The organism is Pseudoalteromonas sp. 4NS20-0020, from assembly GCF_057554385.1.
In genome coordinates this window covers 347,096-366,317 of the sequence record NZ_BAAJMI010000004.1, presented here as the reverse complement: position 1 = coordinate 366,317, position 19,222 = coordinate 347,096, and the positions used below count along the sequence as shown (strand labels likewise).

Here is a 19,222-nt window from a genome sequence, read left to right as displayed (position 1 = left end):
TAAGTTAACTAAGTAAGGAATGCACATGCAAGTTAAAACAATTAAAGAGGTATACGATTGGACAGTATTATTTCATACGCAAATGGCGGCTAACTTTCATAGCGTTAAACCAATACTTGATGAGCGTAATGCCATGCTGGTGGATTATTACCTTAATTACGAAAAAAAACTCGCTGAAGATTTAGTGGGTTTTAAAGCGATTACCGAAATTAACACGCTCGACACGTTTTGCTATGAGTACTTTGCCAGTAACCCCGAACTTATTACGTTTAACGATATCAGCAAAGATAAGCAGTTAGATGAAAAAGCAATTCAAAATTACTTATCGAGTCAGCATCAAAAAGTTATCGCGCTTTACGATTACCTTCTTGAGCGTGCAGAAACGCAAAATGCGCAAGAGAAGCTAGGGCAGCTACTAGAGCTTGAAAAGCAAGGGCTTAAGCAAATGATGCAAAGTACAAATCGCCATATGGATATGTAATTAGCTAAAGTATACTTAGCTAAAAGTAGGGTGTAATAGCACCCTGCTTAATTATTTACTCTTCAAAATATTATGAGCAGTTAAGACTTATTCCTACCTTTTTCAAATAACGTTGTTCTAGTTCTAAATCTGCATTAAGTAACGTGTGTGTTTGTAAATAATTATCGTAAAATTTAATAAAAAGCCCTGTGGCATTAGCGCTAATATTCATATTAGGTTGCTGGCTAATTTGGCGTTTTTGATTAAATAAAACAGCTAAGCGTAAAATAGTAATAAGCTTAATTACATGTTGCTGTGCGATTGTTGTGAACTCTGGTAATTCATCACGTTTAATTTTTTTTCGGTAAAAGCGAATTAGCGAGCTTAAAATGAGTTGTTCTTGCTGAGTAAAGCCAGGAAGCTGGCTATTTGCCACAATGTAAGCGCTGTGTTTATTAATACCTGAAGAGTTAATAGACAAGCCAATTTCGTGTAGCTTAGCAGCCCAATTAAGAAGCGCTATGTCGTTATTATCATTTAGTTGCCACGCTTTGCTAAGGCGTTCGTATATCCAAGTAGCTGTATTAGCAACGCGTGAGGCATGGGCTTTATCTATGGTGTATCGTTCACTCAGGTTATTGATTGTATTGCTGCGAATGTCTTTATCGGCGAGTTTTTGCTGCATTTCATGAAGTAGCCCCTCTCTTAAAGAGAAGTCACTATAAGAGAGCTGATTAATTGAGAACTCTTTAAAAACAGCAATAAGAATGGCAAGTCCTCCACATAGACTCTGCTGACGCTCAGGCGTTAATCCTTCTATACTTATATTATTGATGTGTTCAGCGGAAATGCATTGCTGCTTAAGAGCCAGTAAATCGTCAATACTTACAAATGTTTGTTGCGGGTTTTGTGCGCACACCATGGTTAAAATAGATTTTATGGTGCCAGATGTACCAATTACATCTTGCCAACCTTCGTTAATGTAGTTGGCAAAAATAACTTCGATTTCTTGTTCCGCTTTTATTTCAGCTCGATTAAAACGCTTAGCCGTAATAGCTCCACCACTAAAAAACTGTTTTGTGTAGCTAACACAGCCCATATTACGGCTGGTAAGAAGCTTATGTTTGAAGTGCTTACCAATAATTAGTTCGGTACTGCCTCCGCCAATATCGATAATAAGGCGGTTCTCTTCGTTATGTACATAATGAGCCACACCTTGATAAATAAGCCGAGCTTCTTCTTGCCCTGGGATCACATCAATATGAAATGGAAATACCTTACTCGCCTGAGTTAAAAAGGCATGAATATTTTTGGCGCGCCTAAAAGTGTATGTAGCAGCTACTTTTACATTACCAGGAGGAAAGTCTTCAAGGGTGTTTGCAAACTGCTTAAGTACAAGTAGTGCACGGTCTATGGCTGCTTGGTTTAGTCTTAATTTATCGTCTAAGCCATCGGCTAAATAAACACGCTGTTTCTCTTTATGCAGAATTTGTAATGTGCCATCCACTTCGCGCGCAACGACCAAGTGAAAGCTATTCGAACCTAGATCGACGGCCGCTATTGATGGGTGATCATTCATTATTATAATTACCCTCCCATTTTTTTAAGTGATCGTATATTGCTATTTGTGAGCGAATTTTTTTTCTGTTACCGCGCCTAACATAGGTATTTTTTTGCTCGCTATCGATTAGCCGAGCTTTTGTGCGGTCTTTAAATTGTAGCTCTAAAATATCCATAATGAGCTGTTTTAATTTATTATTTAAAATAGGCACTCCCACTTCAACGCGTTGATCAAGATTGCGAGTCATCCAATCAGCGGAAGAAATATACACCTTATCATTGCCATTATTGCCAAATACCATTACGCGAGGATGCTCTAAAAAGCGATCAACAATACTGATCACTTTTATGTTTTCGCTAAAGTGAGCCACCCCCGGTATTAATGAGCACATACCACGTACAATAATTCGGATTTTTACTCCACGACGACCGGCATAATAAAGTTTATCTACAAGTTGTTTATCAACTAAGTTATTTACTTTAATTGTAATTTTTCCTGTGAAACCATCTTCAACATGCTGAATCTCTTTATCAATTAAATCCAATAAAGTGTCGCGAGCATTAATAGGGGAGAGCATTAAATATTCAAAATTAAAAGGCTTGTAGCTGCTTTCTATAAACTTAAATACGCTATCGCATTCTTCACAAATACCGTTATGTTTTGTGAAAAGGCTAAAGTCAGTGTAGATTTTAGCTGTTTTTTCGTGAAAGTTTCCGGTACCAATATGGGCGTATTTAACTATTTTGTTTTTTTCTTTACGGTGAATAACACACAGTTTGCTGTGCACTTTTAGGGCTGGAATACCAAAAATAACTTTTATTCCTGCACTGCTAAGAACTTTAGCCCATTCAATATTGTTCTGCTCATCAAAGCGCGCTTTAAGCTCAACCATTACCGTGACACTTTTGCCATTTTTAGCGGCATTGATGAGTAAAGAAATAAGCCGAGACTTACTCGCGACTCGATAAATATTTACTTTAATCTGCGTCACCATAGGATCAAATGCGGCTTGGCGAACATACTCCAGTAAATGATTAAATGTGTGATATGGGTAGTAAAGCAGTATGTCTTGCTCGCTTATTGCGTCAAATACGCTGCTGTGTTTGTTAAAAGCTGTGCTTTGTATGGCTGGAAGTGTTTTGTTTTCAAGGTATTGGCGACCCACATTAGGAAAAGCAATAAAATCTCTAAAGTTACGGTATCGACCCGCGGGTATCAGCGCATCATGATGACTCACGTTTAAACGTTTTTTCATCACTTTTAACATACTTTCTGGCATGCTCTCGTCGTAAACAAGGCGCACAGGCTCTGCATAAATACGTTGTTTAAGGCCCTTAGACATTTTATCGAGCAGACCTTCTTCTAGCTCATCGTCTAAATTGTATTCTGCGTCTCGTGTGAGTTTTATTGCATGACCTTGAATTTTATCAAAGTGAAAAAAGTTACTAAAAACATCATTTAAGAAGTAAGAAATAACGTCATCAAGCATAACAATGGTTTTACGACGACGTGTCTTTTCAGGCGGTAATATAATAAAACGGGGTACTCGGTCTGTGGGGACTTCAAGCATAGCGTAGTGGCTTTTTTCGTCACTCATTTCAATAAACAAGTAAGTCATTGTGTCGTTTATATAGTCTGAGTAATCTTTATTTTCATTAAGTAAAATGGGTGATATATGCTGTAAAACCTTGTCATGAAAATACGCTTTAAGCCAATTAAGATGAAAGTCTGTTAATTTTTCGGGGCGATCTACATGGATATTATGAGTGGTTAAATCGTTTAAAATTTGTTGGTGTATTAGGTTAAATTTTTTGCCTAGCTGCAAAACTTTTTGTTGAATTTGACTTAATAAAGCTTCGTCTTCTTCAAAATTAGCATCGGGAAGTTTGTTTAATAAAATACGGCGCTTAACGTCGGCAACACGCACCCTAAAAAATTCATCAAGGTTATTAGAAAAAATCCCCAAAAACCGCATGCGTTCAATTATTGGATTATTTTTGTCTTTAGCCTCTTGTAGAACGCGCTCGTTGAATGACAGCCAACTAAGCTCTTTAGCAAAGTATTCAACGGTTTGAGTATGTTCTATGTGGGCATTCATATTATATTCCATTACCTAACGCTGAGTTAAATATAGAACAATTTAATGACATTAAAATGACATGCGTGTCACTTGTATGACACGCAATAAAAAATTATGCTTCTTCTGTGTCTACTATTAAGTCGCTGGTTATTGACTCGAGCGCATCAATTACTTCGTCTTTATCCATTCCGTTAGGTAAGGTAACGGTTGCAACAGCGCTAAAAATAGGGACTCCCCAATTAGGTGCGCTTTGTTGTCTAGAATTTAAATGAGTAATACTTGCTCCTTTGTGTCGTATTACGCTCGCGAGCTCTTGGACAATACCAGGGCGATCGTTTCCTGTGATCACTAAATTGATTTGTTCACGTGGTGAAGGTTCAATTTCAGTATTGCCAGCTTCAATACGCACTTCAAGTTTTGGTAAAGCGGTAAGCGCGTTTTGCAGTTCCTGAAAATGCTCTTCAGCAACTTCTAACTGAATAATCCCTGCAAAATGACCTAATAAATGGCTAAGGTTACTACATAACCAGTTGCCGTGATTTTTTAAAACTACCGATGAAATATCTTCTACTAAGCCTGGACGATCCTTTCCTAAAATAGTTATTACCAACTGTTTCATAAATTGTGCCTCTTTTTAAGCCCGAAGAATGTAAATGCGTAGGCATTAAATAAAATATGTTTTGATGCTGACGCGCTTTTATAGGTAAATGATTTTATTATGTTAATAATTAATTTAACGTGAATGAAAGAAAGGTAAGCGCATCCCTTAATTTACCATTTGAGTATTAACCTCGTTAAATGCTTTGTCCAATTATTTTTGTTATTTAGTTCCCTTCTAAATGACTAATCTAACGCTTAATTAATACAATAACTTATGCCACCTTAGATATACCTTTAATTAGAGTGCTTATTATGACCGTTGTAACATTACTGTCATCTTGATGAAATATAATTTATAGAACGTTAAGATTTAAAGGTGTTTTGATGACTTCCAATCCGAATAAACCGTCTTTTAATACGGATCGAAGCCGTCTATTTAAAGACAGGTTTGCCAAATTTGGCATAACCGCCGGTGGAGTAATGGTATTAATAGCGCTGTTGTTAATATTTTTCTACCTTCTTTATGTAGTACAGCCAATTTTTGAGTCAGCTAAAGTTGAAAAGCGTGACAGCTTCACAGTAAGTAACGCAGATCAAATAGTTGGCTTAGGTGTTGAAGAGCAAACCGAAGTTGCTTATTTACTAAGCCAACAAGGCCAAGTTGATTTTTACAATGTAGAAAAAGCAAGTTTTGGTAAAAAACTCAAGACGCTTAATGTTGCTCTTCCAAGCGAAGTAACAAGCTTTGCAACGAGTGCACCGTTTCAGGGCCAATACGCATATGGTTTAGAAAACGGCACTGTAATGGTGGTTGTACCTAAATTTTTAGTTACCTTTCCAAATAACGAACGCAAATTAACGCCACGCGTTGATTACCCGCTTGGTGAAATGGCGTTAGAAGTTGATGCTCAAGGCGCTGCTATTAAGCGTTTTGCGTTTACTCACTATGAAGATAAAACGGCGGTTGTTGCATTAACCGCAGATAAGCGCGTTTTGTTTAGCAGCTTTGTTGCTGAAGAAAACATGTTTACAGGTGAAGTAGAGTGGGTTGTTGAGCGAACAGAGCTTGATGTTGAAGGTCGTGTAGATGAGCTTTTAATTTCGCCAGATACAACACGTACGTTTATTCGTTCAGCTAATCAAATTTACGTTTATGATACGCGCTATCCGAGTGAAGTAGAGCAAATCCAGTTATTATCGGCTAATGAAGAAAACGCTAATATAGTGTCTGCTCAGTTACTTGCGGGTGCAAACTCATTAATGCTTGCTAATGATAACGGTGAAGTATCGCAGTGGTTTGAAGTAAACACAGACGCTGGTCGTCAGTTCCAAAAAATTCGTGCGTTTGAAACAACCAAACAAAGCAAATTAAATATTTTTACAGAATTTTATCGTCGTACTTTCTTTACTACCAGCAGCAACGGTGAGCTTGGTGTTTACTACACAACAAGCGAAACTAAGTTGTGGCAGGGTAAAGTAAGTGAAGGCGAAATTAAACACTTTGCTATTGCTCCACGTTCAAATGCTGCGTTAATTTTAGCGGATGGCAAATTAACGGTATTAGAGGTTCATAACGAACATCCTGAAGTAACATGGTCTGCGTTATGGCAAGAAGTGTGGTACGAAGGTTACCCAGAGCCTGCATACATTTGGCAGTCAACATCTGCAAGTGATGACTTTGAATCTAAATTTTCGCTAGTGCCTATTTCGTTCGGTACAATTAAAGCGGCTTTTTACGCTATGTTATTTGCAGTACCCATTGCGATTTCGTCGGCAATTTACACTGCGTACTTTATGTCGAGTGGATTACGTAAGGTTGTAAAGCCAACCGTTGAAATAATGGAAGCACTTCCCACGGTTATTTTAGGCTTTTTAGCGGGCCTTTGGTTAGCGCCTTTAATTGAAGAGCACTTACCTGCGATTGTTGGCTTACTCATTTTATTACCTATTGGTATTTTAGGTTCAGCACTTGCGTGGACGAAATTACCAGCAAGTATTCGCCATAAAATACCTGAAGGGTCTCATTCAATTATTTTGATTCCTGTTGTGTTAGTTGTTGGTTGGTTCTCGTTCGCAATGAGCGAAACAGTAGAGCTGTGGATGTTTGACGGTAATGTTCGCCAGTATCTAACAAACGAGTTAGGTATGACATTCGACCAACGTAATTCATTGGTAGTGGGTATAGCAATGGGTTTTGCAGTTGTTCCAACTATTTTCTCTATTGCGGAAGACGCCGTATTTAGTGTACCTAAACACTTATCAAATGGTTCATTAGCACTAGGGGCTACTCAATGGCAAACACTCGTACGTGTTGTGCTATTAACTGCAAGCCCAGGTATATTCTCTGCGGTAATGATGGGCCTAGGCCGTGCCGTGGGCGAAACCATGATTGTACTCATGGCAACAGGTAACACACCGATTATGGACTGGAGTATTTTCCAAGGCATGAGAACGCTGGCAGCTAATATTGCGGTAGAAATGCCTGAATCAGAAGTAGGTAGCTCGCATTACAGAATATTGTTTTTAGCCGCCTTTGTACTATTCATATTCACCTTTGTATTTAACACGTTAGCTGAGTTTGTTCGTCAGCAGTTACGTGAAAAATACAGCTCAATGTAAGTGGAGAGACACGACATGGTAAAGCAGTGGTTTAAGTCTGGTTCTCCTTGGATTTGGATGACCGGCGGTGCAGTGAGCATCAGCTTAATTTCGGTTTTAGGTATATTAGCGATGATAGCCTGGAAGGGATTGAGTTTTTTCTGGCCTTCTCAAGTTGTACAGTTTGAGCTTGAAGGCTCGATTGCCAAGCAAACCGTTATTGGTGAAGTTTACGACCGTGAACTCGTACCAAAAGAACGTTTGGCAGCGACAGGTGTTGATGTTTCAGCATTTGATAAAGAAGAATTTGAACGTTTACTTATAAAAACAGGTAACCGTGAATACGTAGCTCTAGATTTTCGTTGGATACTTGAAACCGACATAAAAGCAAAGTCTACACCCGCTACGCTTGCAGTATTTGAACGTAGTAAAAATGGTAATTTTTACGGGTATGTAGAAAGTGTATTTAAAGACGGCAAGCCAGTAGAGGGCGATAAAGTAGAGGCTTTATATGACCTTGTTGAGCGTGCTGTAGATTTAAATGATGAAGCACTGGATTTACAAAATGGTGATATAGGTCATATCAACTATGAACTTGAGCGCTTACGCTTAAAAGAGAAAAGCTACTTACTTGATAACCAGTTAACAGATGAACGTGTTGCAGAGCTTGCAAAAGCGCGTGCCGAATTACGTGCAGAGTACGGCGAACTTGAAAAAGAGTTATTTGCACTGCGTAAACAGGCAAAACGTGACCATGTTACGGTAAAAGATATGCGCGGCGAAATAGTCACGATCCCTATGTATCAAGTACTTGATGTGTGGTTTCCGAACGACATGGGCTTTTTTGCAAAGCTAGGCCATTACTTTGGTCAACTAGGCAAGTTTGTATCTGACGATCCTCGCGAAGCAAATACAGAAGGCGGTGTATTCCCTGCTATATTTGGTACTGTATTTATGGTTATGTTGATGGCTGTGATAGTAACGCCGTTTGGTGTTGTTGCTGCTATTTACTTGCATGAATACGCGGCTAAAAATGCGGTCACTAAAATGATTCGTATCGCGGTAATTAACTTGGCGGGTGTACCTTCTATTGTTTATGGTGTATTCGGCTTAGGCTTTTTTGTATATATGCTTGGTGGCAGTATCGACCAATTATTTTACCCAGAGTCTTCACCAACACCAGTATTTGGTACGCCAGGTGTAATGTGGTCTGCACTAACATTGGCAATACTAACGTTACCCGTGGTTATTGTATCTACGGAAGAGGGTTTATCACGTATTCCAAGCACTGTACGTGACGGTTCATTAGCATTGGGTGCAACTAAAGTTGAAACCCTATGGCGTATTGTAATTCCAATGGCAAGCCCTGCAATTATGACGGGGTTAATACTGGCTGTTGCACGTGCAGCAGGCGAAGTTGCGCCCCTGATGTTGGTAGGTGTTGTTAAAATGGCACCGACGTTACCATTAGACGGCAACTTTCCGTATTTTCACTTAGACAGAAAGTTCATGCACTTAGGCTTTCATATTTACGATGTTGGCTTCCAAAGCCCGAATGTTGAAGCGGCACGCCCGCTGGTATATGCAACGGCATTTTTACTTGTGTCGGTTATTATCACACTCAACATAACGGCCATTGGTATACGTAACCATTTACGTGAAAAATTCAGATCGCTTGAACACTAATTAGTAAAGATTTAATAGGTAACAAACATGATTACAGTCGCTCCAAAAGTAAACCAAGCCAATTTGGGCATGAAGTTAGATTTAGACAATTTAACAGACGAGCAAAAAGCGTTAGAGATTAAAGATCTCGATCTTTACTACGGTGATAAACAAGCGCTTAGTAAAGTGAATATGAACATTCCAAAAGGCCAAGTAACGGCGTTTATCGGCCCATCAGGTTGTGGTAAATCAACGCTATTACGCTGTATTAACCGCATGAATGATTTGGTTGATATTTGTCGAATTGAAGGTGAAATACTCCTTCATGGACAAAATATTTACGATAAAAATGTAGATGTTGCGGCGCTTCGCCGTAACGTTGGGATGGTGTTTCAGCGTCCTAATCCATTTCCAAAATCGATTTATGAAAATGTAGTCTATGGTCTACGCTTACAAGGCATTAAAGAAAAGCGTAAGTTAGACGAAGTAGTAGAGCAGTCATTACGTGGCGCTGCTTTATGGGATGAAGTAAAAGATAGACTACATGACAGTGCATTTGGTTTATCAGGCGGTCAGCAACAGCGTTTAGTTATTGCTCGTTCTATTGCGATAGAGCCTGAGGTTTTATTACTAGATGAACCAACGTCTGCACTTGATCCAATTTCGACTTTAGTTATTGAAGAACTAATTAACGATTTAAAGAATAAATTTACCGTGGTTATTGTTACGCATAACATGCAACAAGCAGCGCGAGTGTCTGACCAAACAGCCTTTATGTACATGGGTGAGCTGATTGAGTACTCAGATACAAATACCTTATTTACAACACCAACAAAGAAAAAGACTGAAGATTATATTACAGGTCGTTACGGCTAAATAATTAACAGTACCGTGTTGTACAAGATTTAGAGAGAAGGTAATTATGGAACATAATATTAATAAGCATATTTCTGGTCGCTTTAATCAAGAGCTTGAAAATGTTCGTAACCATGTACTAAGCATGGGTGGGTTAGTTGAGCAGCAACTAAGTAGTGCACTTGATGCGGTAAGCACAAACGATGCAGAACTTGCAGAAAAAGTGCGTAAAAACGACTACAAAGTTAATGCCATGGAAGTGAGCATTGATGAAGAATGTACACGCATTATTGCGCGTCGTCAGCCCGCAGCTAGCGATTTACGTTTGGTGATTGCGATTGCAAAAACTATTGCTGACCTCGAGCGTATTGGCGATGAAGCTGAGCGTATTGCAAAAGTGGCTCTCGATTCTTTCACTAAAGATCAACAAGATTTGTTAGTGAATATTGAAAATATGGGTCGTCAGGTTTTAAAAATGTTACACGATGTACTTGATGCGTTTGCACGTATGGATGTGCAACGCGCATTTGAAGTACACAAAGAAGATGCTAAAGTTGATCGTGAATATGAAGCCATAACACGTCAAATTATGACGTACATGATGGAAGATCCACGTTCTATTCCAAAAATCATGGATTTAGTTTGGTCAGTGCGTTCATTAGAGCGAATTGGCGACCGTTGTCAGAATATTGCTGAGTACATTATCTACTTTGTAAATGGTAAAGATATTCGCCATATATCACAGGAAGATATTGAAAAATCGCTTTAAAGTTCATTAGCGCATTTTAACAAAGCGGCTATAAGCCGCTTTGTTTATTTAGCTATAAGTTAAATAATAAAAACCGTTCACAATTGTTGTGAATACTGTAAAATCGCATGCTGCACGCATGTAATTTGATTAAAGGGTCAGTTATGCCTACAAACGCGTTTTTAGGAGTTTTTGCAAAATCTCCTTTCAAACCAATGGAAGATCACATCAAAAAAGTTCATCAAGCTAGTAAAGCTTTGATACCTTTTTTTAATCACGTTTTTAAAGAAGAGTGGACACAAGCAGAAGAGCTTCGTATCACTATTCGTAATTTAGAGCGTGAAGCCGATGACATGAAAAGAGACATACGTTTACAGTTACCACGCGGTTTATTTATGCCGGTAGAACGTACGGATCTGCTCGAGTTAGTAACCCAACAAGACAAAATTGCTAATAAAGCAAAAGACATTGCTGGGCGCGTAATCGGTCGTGAAATGACCATACCAGCAGTAATGCAAGCTGATTTCTTGGCTTACTTAACTCGTTGTGTGGATGCGACAAAACAAGCATCTAAAGCAATAAACGAGTTAGAAGAGCTATTAGAAACAGGCTTTAAAGGTCGCGAAGTGACCTTAGTAGAAAAAATGCTCGTTGAATTGGATGCAATAGAACAAGACACGGATGACATGCAAATTAAAGTACGCCGCCAACTACGTGAAGTAGAAAGTGAACTTAACCCTGTAGATGTAATGTTTTTATACAGCATTATTGAATGGGTTGGTGAGCTTGCAGATATTGCAGAGCGCGTAGGATCACGTCTTGAGCTGATGTTAGCTCGTTAATTTAAAATCAGTTCAAACACGAAAGATTAAGGTTATACAATGGATATCATTGCATCTTACGGCACGGTATTAGTTTTAATTGCCGCAGCTGTTGGTTTTTTCATGGCTTATGGTATTGGCGCGAACGACGTTGCGAACGCCATGGGTACATCTGTAGGTTCAAAAGCATTAACAATCAAACAAGCTATTTTAATAGCTATGATTTTTGAGTTTGCAGGTGCTTATTTGGCAGGTGGTGAAGTTACATCAACTATTCGTAAAGGAATAATTGATGCTGCACCGTTTGCGAATATTCCTGAACTGATGGTTTTAGGTATGATTGCCGCGCTATTTGCCGCGGGTTCATGGCTACTAATCGCTTCATTTTTAGGTTGGCCAGTATCAACAACTCACTCTATTATTGGTGCAATCATTGGTTTTGCGCTAGTAGCTGTGGGTACAGAAGCAATCCAGTGGAATAAAGTAGGCGGCATTGTAGGAAGCTGGATCATTACACCAGCTATATCCGGCTTTATTGCGTATCTAATATTCATGAGCGCGCAAAAGCTTATATTTGATACAGATGCACCATTAAAGAACGCTAAACGCTACGTACCAATCTACATGGGTTTAGCGGGTTTTATCATGGCTTTAGTTACAATCAAAAAAGGTTTAAAGCACGTTGGTATTAACCTAGGTTCTGTTGAAGGCTATGCGCTTTCAATTGGTGTTGCAGTCTTAGTTGCCATCATTGGTAAAATTGCTATTTCTCGCTTAAACATCGATCCTAAAGCTGATAAGCAAATGCAATTTAATAACGTAGAAAAAGTGTTTGCGGTATTAATGGTGTTAACCGCTTGTTGTATGGCATTTGCTCACGGTTCTAACGATGTTGCTAATGCAATTGGTCCACTAGCTGCTGTTGTAAATATTGTTGAAAACAACGGTGAAATTGCTAAGAAAGCAGCAATTGCATGGTGGATTCTTCCACTAGGTGGCTTTGGTATTGTTGCAGGTCTTGCCATTTTAGGTAAAAAAGTAATTAAAACAATTGGTGAAGGCATTACACATTTAACGCCTAGCCGTGGTTTTGCTGCAGAACTTGCCGCTGCTTCTACTGTTGTTATTGCATCAGGAACTGGTATGCCAATCTCTACTACTCAAACCTTAGTGGGTGCGGTACTAGGTGTAGGTATGGCACGTGGTATTGGTGCACTTAACATGAGCGTTATCAGAAACATTGTAGTTTCTTGGGTAATAACGTTGCCAGTTGGTGCTGCCCTTGCTATTGTTATCTTCTACGTACTGAGAACCGCATTTGGGGTTTAACAAAAAAGTACTAAAAGACTTTTAGCTTGAAAAGATCTCAATGCCCTAGGTATTGGGGTCTTTTTATTTGTGGAAAGAAAAAATGACCAATCTTCCAAGTATTAAACAGCTTCAGTATTTACTCGCTGTTCATCAGCATCAGCATTTTGGCCGTGCAGCCAGTGCCTGTTTTATTGGCCAGTCGACACTAAGCAGTGCCATTCAAAATCTTGAAGAAACGCTGGGTTGTCAACTTATTGAGCGTGAAAACCGAAGCCTTATGTTTACAAGCATAGGTGAAGAGGTTGTTGAGCGTTCACGAAAAATAATTAACGACACTATCAGTTTAAAAGAGCTCACAAAAAGCTTTTTAACGCCGCTCAGCGGTAAGTTAACCGTTGGCGTAATCCCTACTATTGCAAGCTTTATTGCAGCGCCTTTGTATCACTTTTGTCAGCAAACTTTTTGTGAATTAGAGTTGGTACTAATTGAGGATACCAGCGACAAATTACTGGATAAGCTAGAGCATGGATACATTGATTTAGCGTTACTGGCATTACCGTATGCAACCGACAAGTTTCATACCCAAATTTTAGCAAAAGATCATTTTAGCTTAGTGCACCATAAAGATTATATGCCTGCAAAGGGCGTAGAAGACTTTAACCTATTACCTGATGCCAGTGTGTTTTTGCTAGAGCGAGAGCACTGTATGACGGGTCACGCGCTGAGTGCGTGCCATTTAAACCGCTCAAGCTGTATTAATCCATTTGAAGCGGCCAGCTTACATACATTACTCAGTATGGTTGAACACCAGCTCGGGGTGACCTTTTTACCTCAAATGGCCATTAATGCCGGTATTTTAGAAAATAAACAGATGGTAGCCACACCGTCGCAAAGCGATGCTTACAGAGATATTGGTATTCTTTGGCGAAAAACTACAGGACGTATTCGCGATTTTAAATTGTTTAGCCAGCAGCTTGAGGTGTTTTTACAACGCCAATGTAGTTTAAACTTTAATGAGCCAAGCAATTAAAGTTAACCGCTATTAAAAAATTAAAGCAGCCTACAATGGCTGCTTTTGACGTTGAACATGGCTTTCAAATGGCTCCAGTTCAGGTAAAAAAAGTAAGTAAATCCATACCACTACATTAAAGTAGGGCACGCATCCTAATACGGTAAATACTTTGACGGGGTAACCTTTTAAACTTGAATACCTGTAACATTGGTACGCAATAATAAGGTGAATTATCAGTAATAATATAACTAGTTGCGCCATACCTTCCTCCCTAAAACCCTTGTAACTTGTAATCAACCATGTATTGACTGGGGGTTTATGTCATGTTTATACAGCGTAATCCTTTAAATTGCATGACATCCTCTTTATCTGATAAAGAAAGTATAGGCAAGAAAGAAAATAATGGAAGAAAAAAGTGACGTTAAGTTGTTCGAATTTGTTAGTTTTAACCTAGGCTACTGTTGGTAAATACTTTTATTTTGATAAATTTTTTCAAGCTCATCATTTATTTTTTCAACAGGAACGGGGCGAGCAATAAAGTAACCTTGCCCGTAGTCGACACCAATGTCCCTTAAAGTAGTAAATAATTCTTTATTTTCAACGTATTCCGCAACAGAATATTTATCGAGTGAGCGACTAATGTCGTTAATTGCTTTTACCAAAGCAAGGTCAATGGGGTCATTAAGCATGTCGCGAACAAACGAGCCATCTATTTTCACATGTTGAGCAGGCAGCTGTTTTAGGTAACTAAAGGTACTAAAGCCAGTCCCAAAATCGTCTATTGAGAAGTGACACCCTAAAGAGTTAAGTTTATCAATCATCTTACGTGTAGCTTGTATGTTATTTATGCTTGCGGATTCGGTGATCTCAAAAATAATCCGTGTGGCGGGAACATTGTACTTTTCAAGGTTCGATTCAATGAGTGGTAGCAGCCGTTCATCTAAGAATGATTGTGCAGATAGATTAATAGCAACTTGGCTAAGTTGAGGGTATTTTGCAACACTGGCAATTGCATTTCTAATTACGCACTGATCCATTAAAAAGGTGTCGTTAAGCATTTCTAGAGACGGAATAAACTGATTAGGGTAAATAAGAGTGCCTTCATGCTTTAAGCGCAATAGTGCCTCAAAGTAAGCAACTTTTTCTGCTTTAAAATCCCATATAGGCTGGTAATGCAATTCAATATTATTCTGTTGAAGTGCTTGGCGGATTTCGTGTCCCCACTCAAGACCTGTTTGAAGTGTATTGTTTTGCGCATCTTCTTTTGAATAGCAATGTACTAAGTTACGGCCTAAGTTTTTTGCAATATACAAAGCAATGTCGGCTTGTTTTAAACACTCATTAGGGTCGTTATTGTTTACTGTAATTTGCGTTAAGCCGATAGAGCAGCTTATTGTGTAGCTTTGCTCGTTTGACTTAAAGGTATGCTGCTCTATGGCACTACAGACACCTTCTGCAATAAGGTGCGCATCGAGTAGGTTCATATTTTTTAGAATGACGGCAAATTCATCGCCACCAATGCGACATACTAAGTGTTCTTTTTCAATGTTGTCTTTAAACAGCTGTGCCACATCTTTTAACACCAAGTCGCCTTGATGATGGCCTTGGCTATCATTAATAATTTTAAAATGATCAAGGTCAATGTAAATCAAGGCATGCTCAACATCGCTGTGAGTGTGTTTGGGTTTACAAATACGACTTAGCTCTTGGTCAAAATGGTATCGGTTGTGTAGGCCAGTTAATGGGTCATGCAGCGCAAGGTGGCGTAATTGAAGTTCGGCTTGCTTACGCTCGTGAATGTTATCAATAGTGACAGTGATCGTTGCATTATTGCGTCTGTTTTTAATTAGCTGCAACCTACATTCAACCCAAATTTGGCCACCGTTTTTATGTTGGAGTTTTATTTCTATTTGCTGATGATCGTTCCCACCACCGAGTATATCGTCGATGGTTGCTTTGAGCTTTATCTGACATTCACCAGTATAAAATTGCGTTAGGCTTTTTTGCAGGCTTGTTTTAACGCCAAAACCACTTAAGGTTTCCCAAGCTGGATTTATAAAGCGAATTTTTCCTAACTGGTCGAGCTCAAGAACAACAGTATTAAGATGCAATAATATGCGCTGATGAGCTGAGAATAGCTCTTTGTATTTCACTTCGCTTACGCTTAACTGCTCTACTTTTTGAGCAAATTCAGCGTAGCTCACCATAAAGTCTTCTCGGCGAGCGGCATGATCGCATACCTTATTTAAAAATGAAGGTTCGTATGGGGCGCGAATAAAATCGGTTACACCCGATAACAAAAGCTGTTCTGCATAATCTGCATCAGGGTTATCTATAATAGTAACAATGGCTTGCTTTGAGTTATGTTGTAAAATATTTTCGACAAGTAGGCTAGATTCATCTGCTTTTTCTTGTGTGGTATCAAGTAGAACGATTGAGAATTGTTGTTGGTTGTACTGGTTCAGTGCGGCTTTACACGTTGTGACATGTGTAATAGCAAAATTTAGTTTTAGTTCTTCAGTTATCGACTCCGCTTTATTTGCGTGGGGCTCTAACAAAAGTAGGTTTAGTCGACTGCTTTTTTCTAAATGTGTAGATAAAACATTAGCCAGAACTTGCGGTAGCATATCTTGGTTTTCAAACGGTAAAACAGCATCGATTCCATAACTTCGGGCAGTTGTTTCTGCAATTCGTTCGCAGTAAGTCGGGGGCATCAACAAAATAGGGGTGTTTTTAGGGGTTTTTAATAGCCCTGAGCGAATCATACGAGAAAAACGCCAACCGTCTATTTTACCCACATTTAATCCAGTGATAATAATATCAACCGGTTGTTGCTTAAGAGTTTTAAGAGCTTCCTGGCTATCATTTGCTTCAATAAAGCTAAATACGTTAAGCTTTTTTAAAGTATCTTTAATCACCCTGCGCTCAGCACGGCTTGCATTTAAAATCAGCAAATTTAATTGTTCTGCCACGCAGGAGATCCTAAAAATCGTAATTTACTACCATTACTAAGGGTAATAAGTTTTGTTAGTAAGAACAAGTAGATTTGAATAATCCCCCCGAATAGAAGGATGCTCAGGTTTACAGTAGTTGGATTGGCTTCTTGAGCTTAATTGACGATAGATATACACTTGGCGCGATTTTTAATGATGTGGATTACCAACTATGCGCGTAGCTGACTTTAGTTTTGACTTACCCGATGAATTAATTGCTCGCTTTCCAAAAAAAGATCGTACGAGTAGCCGCTTATTAAGCCTCGATGGTCCAACAGGGGAGATAAGCCATAAAGTATTTAGTGATATTCTTGAGCTAGTTAACGAAAACGACTTACTCATTTTTAATAATACGCGAGTAATACCAGCACGTATGTTTGGCCAAAAAGCATCGGGCGGTAAGGTTGAGGTACTTGTAGAACGAGTATTGGATGAACACCGTGTGCTTGCTCATGTTCGTGCAAGTAAATCATTAAAACCAGGCAATGAGGTTATTTTAGAAGGCAAAGCTAAAGCCACTATGATTGCCCGTCACGACACCTTATTTGAGCTGGAATTTGATCACAGCAAAAATGTACTCGACACACTTAACGATATTGGCCATATGCCGTTACCGCCTTATATCGATAGACCAGATGACGAAGCTGACCGCGAACGTTATCAAACAGTATATGGTGAAAAACCAGGGGCTGTGGCAGCACCTACAGCGGGCTTACATTTTGACGAGCCGCTTATGGCTGCGCTTAAAAATAAAGGTGTAAACATGGCCTTTGTCACGTTACACGTAGGCGCAGGTACATTTCAGCCGGTACGTGTAGAGACCATTGACGAACACGTCATGCACTCAGAATACATTGAAGTACCACAAGATGTTGTGGACGCTGTAGCACAGACTAAAGCGAGCGGTGGGCGAGTGATTGCTGTTGGTACCACATCTATGCGTTCGCTTGAATCAGCTGCAAAAATACATGGCGGTAAATTAGATACTTACTTTGGCGATACCGATATTTTTATTTTTCCGGGTTACCAATTTAATGTCGTTGATGCCATGGTCACTAATTTTCATTTACCTGAGTCAACGTTAATTATGTTGGTGAGTGCGTTCAGCGGACAAGACAGCATAATGGGTGCCTACAACACAGCAATAGAACAAAAATATCGCTTTTTTAGTTATGGCGATGCTATGTTTTTAACACGTAAATAGCGCTGTTTTATTTATTATCAAATATAACTAACACTCAACCCCAGCATACTTGCTGGGGTTTTTAGTTGCATATGATTATAACGAGCGAATTTACCGCAGCTAATAGTATTAGCAGTGCAAAAAGGGTAGAATCGAGCGGTTAAATTATAGCTTGTTGGACTGTTTTTCCGACATTGAGGATGATATGAAATTTGAATTAGACCGCACCGACGGTAAAGCGCGTCGTGGCCGCTTGATTTTTGACCGTGGTGTAATAGAAACACCTGCATTTATGCCAGTAGGTACTTACGGTACTGTTAAAGGCATGACACCTGATGAAGTTAAAGCAACAGGTGCGCAAATTTGTTTAGGTAATACCTTTCACTTAATGCTTCGCCCTGGTACTGAAATTATTAAGCAGCACGGCGATTTGCACGACTTTATGAATTGGGACTTCCCAATTTTAACTGACTCAGGCGGCTTCCAAGTATTTAGTCTTGGCGCAATGCGTAAAATTACCGAAGAAGGTGTTTTGTTTCAGTCACCTGTAAACGGTGACCAAATAATGATGTCACCAGAAAAATCAATGGAAGTGCAACGTGATTTAGGGTCAGATATTGTAATGATATTTGACGAATGTACACCATACCCTGCTACTGAAAAAGAAGCTAAGGACTCTATGGAGCTGTCTCTTCGTTGGGCTAAACGCTCAAAAGAAGGCCACGGCGATAACCCTTCTGCGTTATTTGGTATTATTCAAGGTGGTATGTACCCAGAATTACGTGCACAATCACAAGCCGGTTTAGAAGAAATTGGCTTTGACGGCTATGCACTTGGTGGTTTATCAGTTGGTGAACCTAAAAACGAAATGATGAATATTCTTGATCATTGTGCGTACAAAATGCCTGAAAATAAGCCGCGTTACTTAATGGGTGTTGGCAAGCCAGAAGATTTGGTTGAATCGGTACGTCGTGGCATAGATATGTTTGACTGTGTTATGCCGACGCGTAATGCACGTAATGGTCACTTATTTATTACCACTGGTATTATTAAAATACGTAACGCAGTGCACAAAACAGATACCGGTCCACTCGACCCTGATTGTGATTGCCATACGTGTAAAAATTACTCGCGTGCTTATTTACATCACCTTGATAAATGTAACGAAATTTTAGGTGCACGACTAAACACAATACATAACTTACGTTACTATCAGCGTGTTATGGAAGGCCTGCGCAATGCAATTAGCGAAGGTAAACTAGAAGAATTTGTAAAAGATTTTTACGCTCGCCGCGGCCAAGAAGTGCCAGAGCTTGCAGATATAAAAAATTAAAC

General features: G+C 39.2%; 15 protein-coding genes. 10 read left to right on the top strand and 5 right to left on the bottom strand.

Annotated elements, in window-relative coordinates:
* Positions 1-25 precede the first annotated feature (25 nt).
* Positions 26-481 (top strand): hypothetical protein, encoded by a 456-nt coding sequence (locus AC27JL_RS12270; protein WP_487195721.1) that lies wholly within the window; start codon positions 26-28, stop codon positions 479-481.
* Between the two features lie 70 nt (positions 482-551).
* Here the strand turns inward: AC27JL_RS12270 and AC27JL_RS12265 are convergent, their stop codons facing one another.
* From AC27JL_RS12265 to AC27JL_RS12255, 3 genes are all read right to left on the bottom strand, one after another.
* Entirely contained in the window at positions 552-2,039 is a 1,488-nt protein-coding gene (locus AC27JL_RS12265) for a Ppx/GppA phosphatase family protein (RefSeq protein ID WP_487195720.1), read from the bottom strand.
* Entirely contained in the window at positions 2,032-4,119 is a 2,088-nt protein-coding gene (ppk1, locus tag AC27JL_RS12260) for a polyphosphate kinase 1 (protein WP_305472742.1), read from the bottom strand. The genes AC27JL_RS12265 and ppk1 overlap by 8 nt, the downstream gene beginning before the upstream one ends.
* A gap of 94 nt (positions 4,120-4,213) precedes the next feature.
* The gene (locus AC27JL_RS12255; RefSeq protein ID WP_006791200.1) at positions 4,214-4,720 is read right to left on the bottom strand and encodes a glycine cleavage system transcriptional repressor; all 507 of its coding nucleotides are present in this window, start codon (positions 4,718-4,720) and stop codon (positions 4,214-4,216) included.
* A gap of 365 nt (positions 4,721-5,085) precedes the next feature.
* Between AC27JL_RS12255 and AC27JL_RS12250 the strand changes: the two genes are divergently transcribed.
* The 7 genes from AC27JL_RS12250 (at position 5,086) to AC27JL_RS12220 (ending at position 13,729) form a co-directional block, all read left to right on the top strand.
* Positions 5,086-7,320 carry an ABC transporter permease subunit gene (locus tag AC27JL_RS12250; protein ID WP_487195719.1) on the top strand — a complete coding sequence of 745 codons (2,235 nt, stop codon included), beginning with the start codon at positions 5,086-5,088 and terminating at the stop codon, positions 7,318-7,320.
* Positions 7,321-7,335: 15 nt separating this feature from the next.
* On the top strand, positions 7,336-8,985 hold the full coding sequence (gene pstA / locus AC27JL_RS12245; protein WP_138740502.1) for a phosphate ABC transporter permease PstA: 1,650 nt from the start codon (positions 7,336-7,338) through the stop codon (positions 8,983-8,985).
* A gap of 27 nt (positions 8,986-9,012) precedes the next feature.
* A complete protein-coding gene (gene pstB, locus AC27JL_RS12240) occupies positions 9,013-9,840 on the top strand; it encodes a phosphate ABC transporter ATP-binding protein PstB (RefSeq protein WP_006791197.1) in 828 nt (275 codons plus the stop codon).
* A gap of 46 nt (positions 9,841-9,886) precedes the next feature.
* Positions 9,887-10,588, top strand: coding sequence for a phosphate signaling complex protein PhoU (gene phoU / locus AC27JL_RS12235; protein WP_006791196.1), 702 nt, complete (start codon positions 9,887-9,889; stop codon positions 10,586-10,588).
* 143 nt (positions 10,589-10,731) lie between these two features.
* Positions 10,732-11,409, top strand: coding sequence for a TIGR00153 family protein (locus tag AC27JL_RS12230; RefSeq protein WP_006791195.1), 678 nt, complete (start codon positions 10,732-10,734; stop codon positions 11,407-11,409).
* Positions 11,410-11,448: 39 nt separating this feature from the next.
* On the top strand, positions 11,449-12,717 hold the full coding sequence (locus tag AC27JL_RS12225) for an inorganic phosphate transporter (RefSeq protein ID WP_006791194.1): 1,269 nt from the start codon (positions 11,449-11,451) through the stop codon (positions 12,715-12,717).
* A gap of 82 nt (positions 12,718-12,799) precedes the next feature.
* The gene (locus AC27JL_RS12220) at positions 12,800-13,729 is read left to right on the top strand and encodes a hydrogen peroxide-inducible genes activator (protein ID WP_487195718.1); all 930 of its coding nucleotides are present in this window, start codon (positions 12,800-12,802) and stop codon (positions 13,727-13,729) included.
* Positions 13,730-13,759: 30 nt separating this feature from the next.
* Here AC27JL_RS12220 and AC27JL_RS12215 read toward each other — a convergent pair whose 3' ends face one another.
* Both AC27JL_RS12215 and AC27JL_RS12210 read right to left on the bottom strand, forming a co-directional pair.
* On the bottom strand, positions 13,760-13,972 hold the full coding sequence (locus tag AC27JL_RS12215; protein WP_008130474.1) for a hypothetical protein: 213 nt from the start codon (positions 13,970-13,972) through the stop codon (positions 13,760-13,762).
* 194 nt (positions 13,973-14,166) lie between these two features.
* Entirely contained in the window at positions 14,167-16,683 is a 2,517-nt protein-coding gene (locus AC27JL_RS12210) for an EAL domain-containing protein (protein WP_487195717.1), read from the bottom strand.
* 193 nt (positions 16,684-16,876) lie between these two features.
* Between AC27JL_RS12210 and queA the strand changes: the two genes are divergently transcribed.
* On the top strand, positions 16,877-17,908 hold the full coding sequence (gene queA / locus AC27JL_RS12205; RefSeq protein ID WP_487195716.1) for a tRNA preQ1(34) S-adenosylmethionine ribosyltransferase-isomerase QueA: 1,032 nt from the start codon (positions 16,877-16,879) through the stop codon (positions 17,906-17,908).
* A gap of 184 nt (positions 17,909-18,092) precedes the next feature.
* On the top strand, positions 18,093-19,220 hold the full coding sequence (gene tgt / locus AC27JL_RS12200) for a tRNA guanosine(34) transglycosylase Tgt (RefSeq protein WP_006791189.1): 1,128 nt from the start codon (positions 18,093-18,095) through the stop codon (positions 19,218-19,220).
* Positions 19,221-19,222: the final 2 nt, after the last annotated feature.

Coding starts and splice junctions, on each gene's coding strand:
- AC27JL_RS12270 (WP_487195721.1), top strand. CDS start 26: ATGCAAGTTAAAACAATTAAAGAGGTATACGATTGGACAGTATTATTT.
- AC27JL_RS12265 (WP_487195720.1), bottom strand. CDS start 2,039: ATGAATGATCACCCATCAATAGCGGCCGTCGATCTAGGTTCGAATAGC.
- ppk1 (WP_305472742.1), bottom strand. CDS start 4,119: ATGAATGCCCACATAGAACATACTCAAACCGTTGAATACTTTGCTAAA.
- AC27JL_RS12255 (WP_006791200.1), bottom strand. CDS start 4,720: ATGAAACAGTTGGTAATAACTATTTTAGGAAAGGATCGTCCAGGCTTA.
- AC27JL_RS12250 (WP_487195719.1), top strand. CDS start 5,086: ATGACTTCCAATCCGAATAAACCGTCTTTTAATACGGATCGAAGCCGT.
- pstA (WP_138740502.1), top strand. CDS start 7,336: ATGGTAAAGCAGTGGTTTAAGTCTGGTTCTCCTTGGATTTGGATGACC.
- pstB (WP_006791197.1), top strand. CDS start 9,013: ATGATTACAGTCGCTCCAAAAGTAAACCAAGCCAATTTGGGCATGAAG.
- phoU (WP_006791196.1), top strand. CDS start 9,887: ATGGAACATAATATTAATAAGCATATTTCTGGTCGCTTTAATCAAGAG.
- AC27JL_RS12230 (WP_006791195.1), top strand. CDS start 10,732: ATGCCTACAAACGCGTTTTTAGGAGTTTTTGCAAAATCTCCTTTCAAA.
- AC27JL_RS12225 (WP_006791194.1), top strand. CDS start 11,449: ATGGATATCATTGCATCTTACGGCACGGTATTAGTTTTAATTGCCGCA.
- AC27JL_RS12220 (WP_487195718.1), top strand. CDS start 12,800: ATGACCAATCTTCCAAGTATTAAACAGCTTCAGTATTTACTCGCTGTT.
- AC27JL_RS12215 (WP_008130474.1), bottom strand. CDS start 13,972: ATGGCGCAACTAGTTATATTATTACTGATAATTCACCTTATTATTGCG.
- queA (WP_487195716.1), top strand. CDS start 16,877: ATGCGCGTAGCTGACTTTAGTTTTGACTTACCCGATGAATTAATTGCT.
- tgt (WP_006791189.1), top strand. CDS start 18,093: ATGAAATTTGAATTAGACCGCACCGACGGTAAAGCGCGTCGTGGCCGC.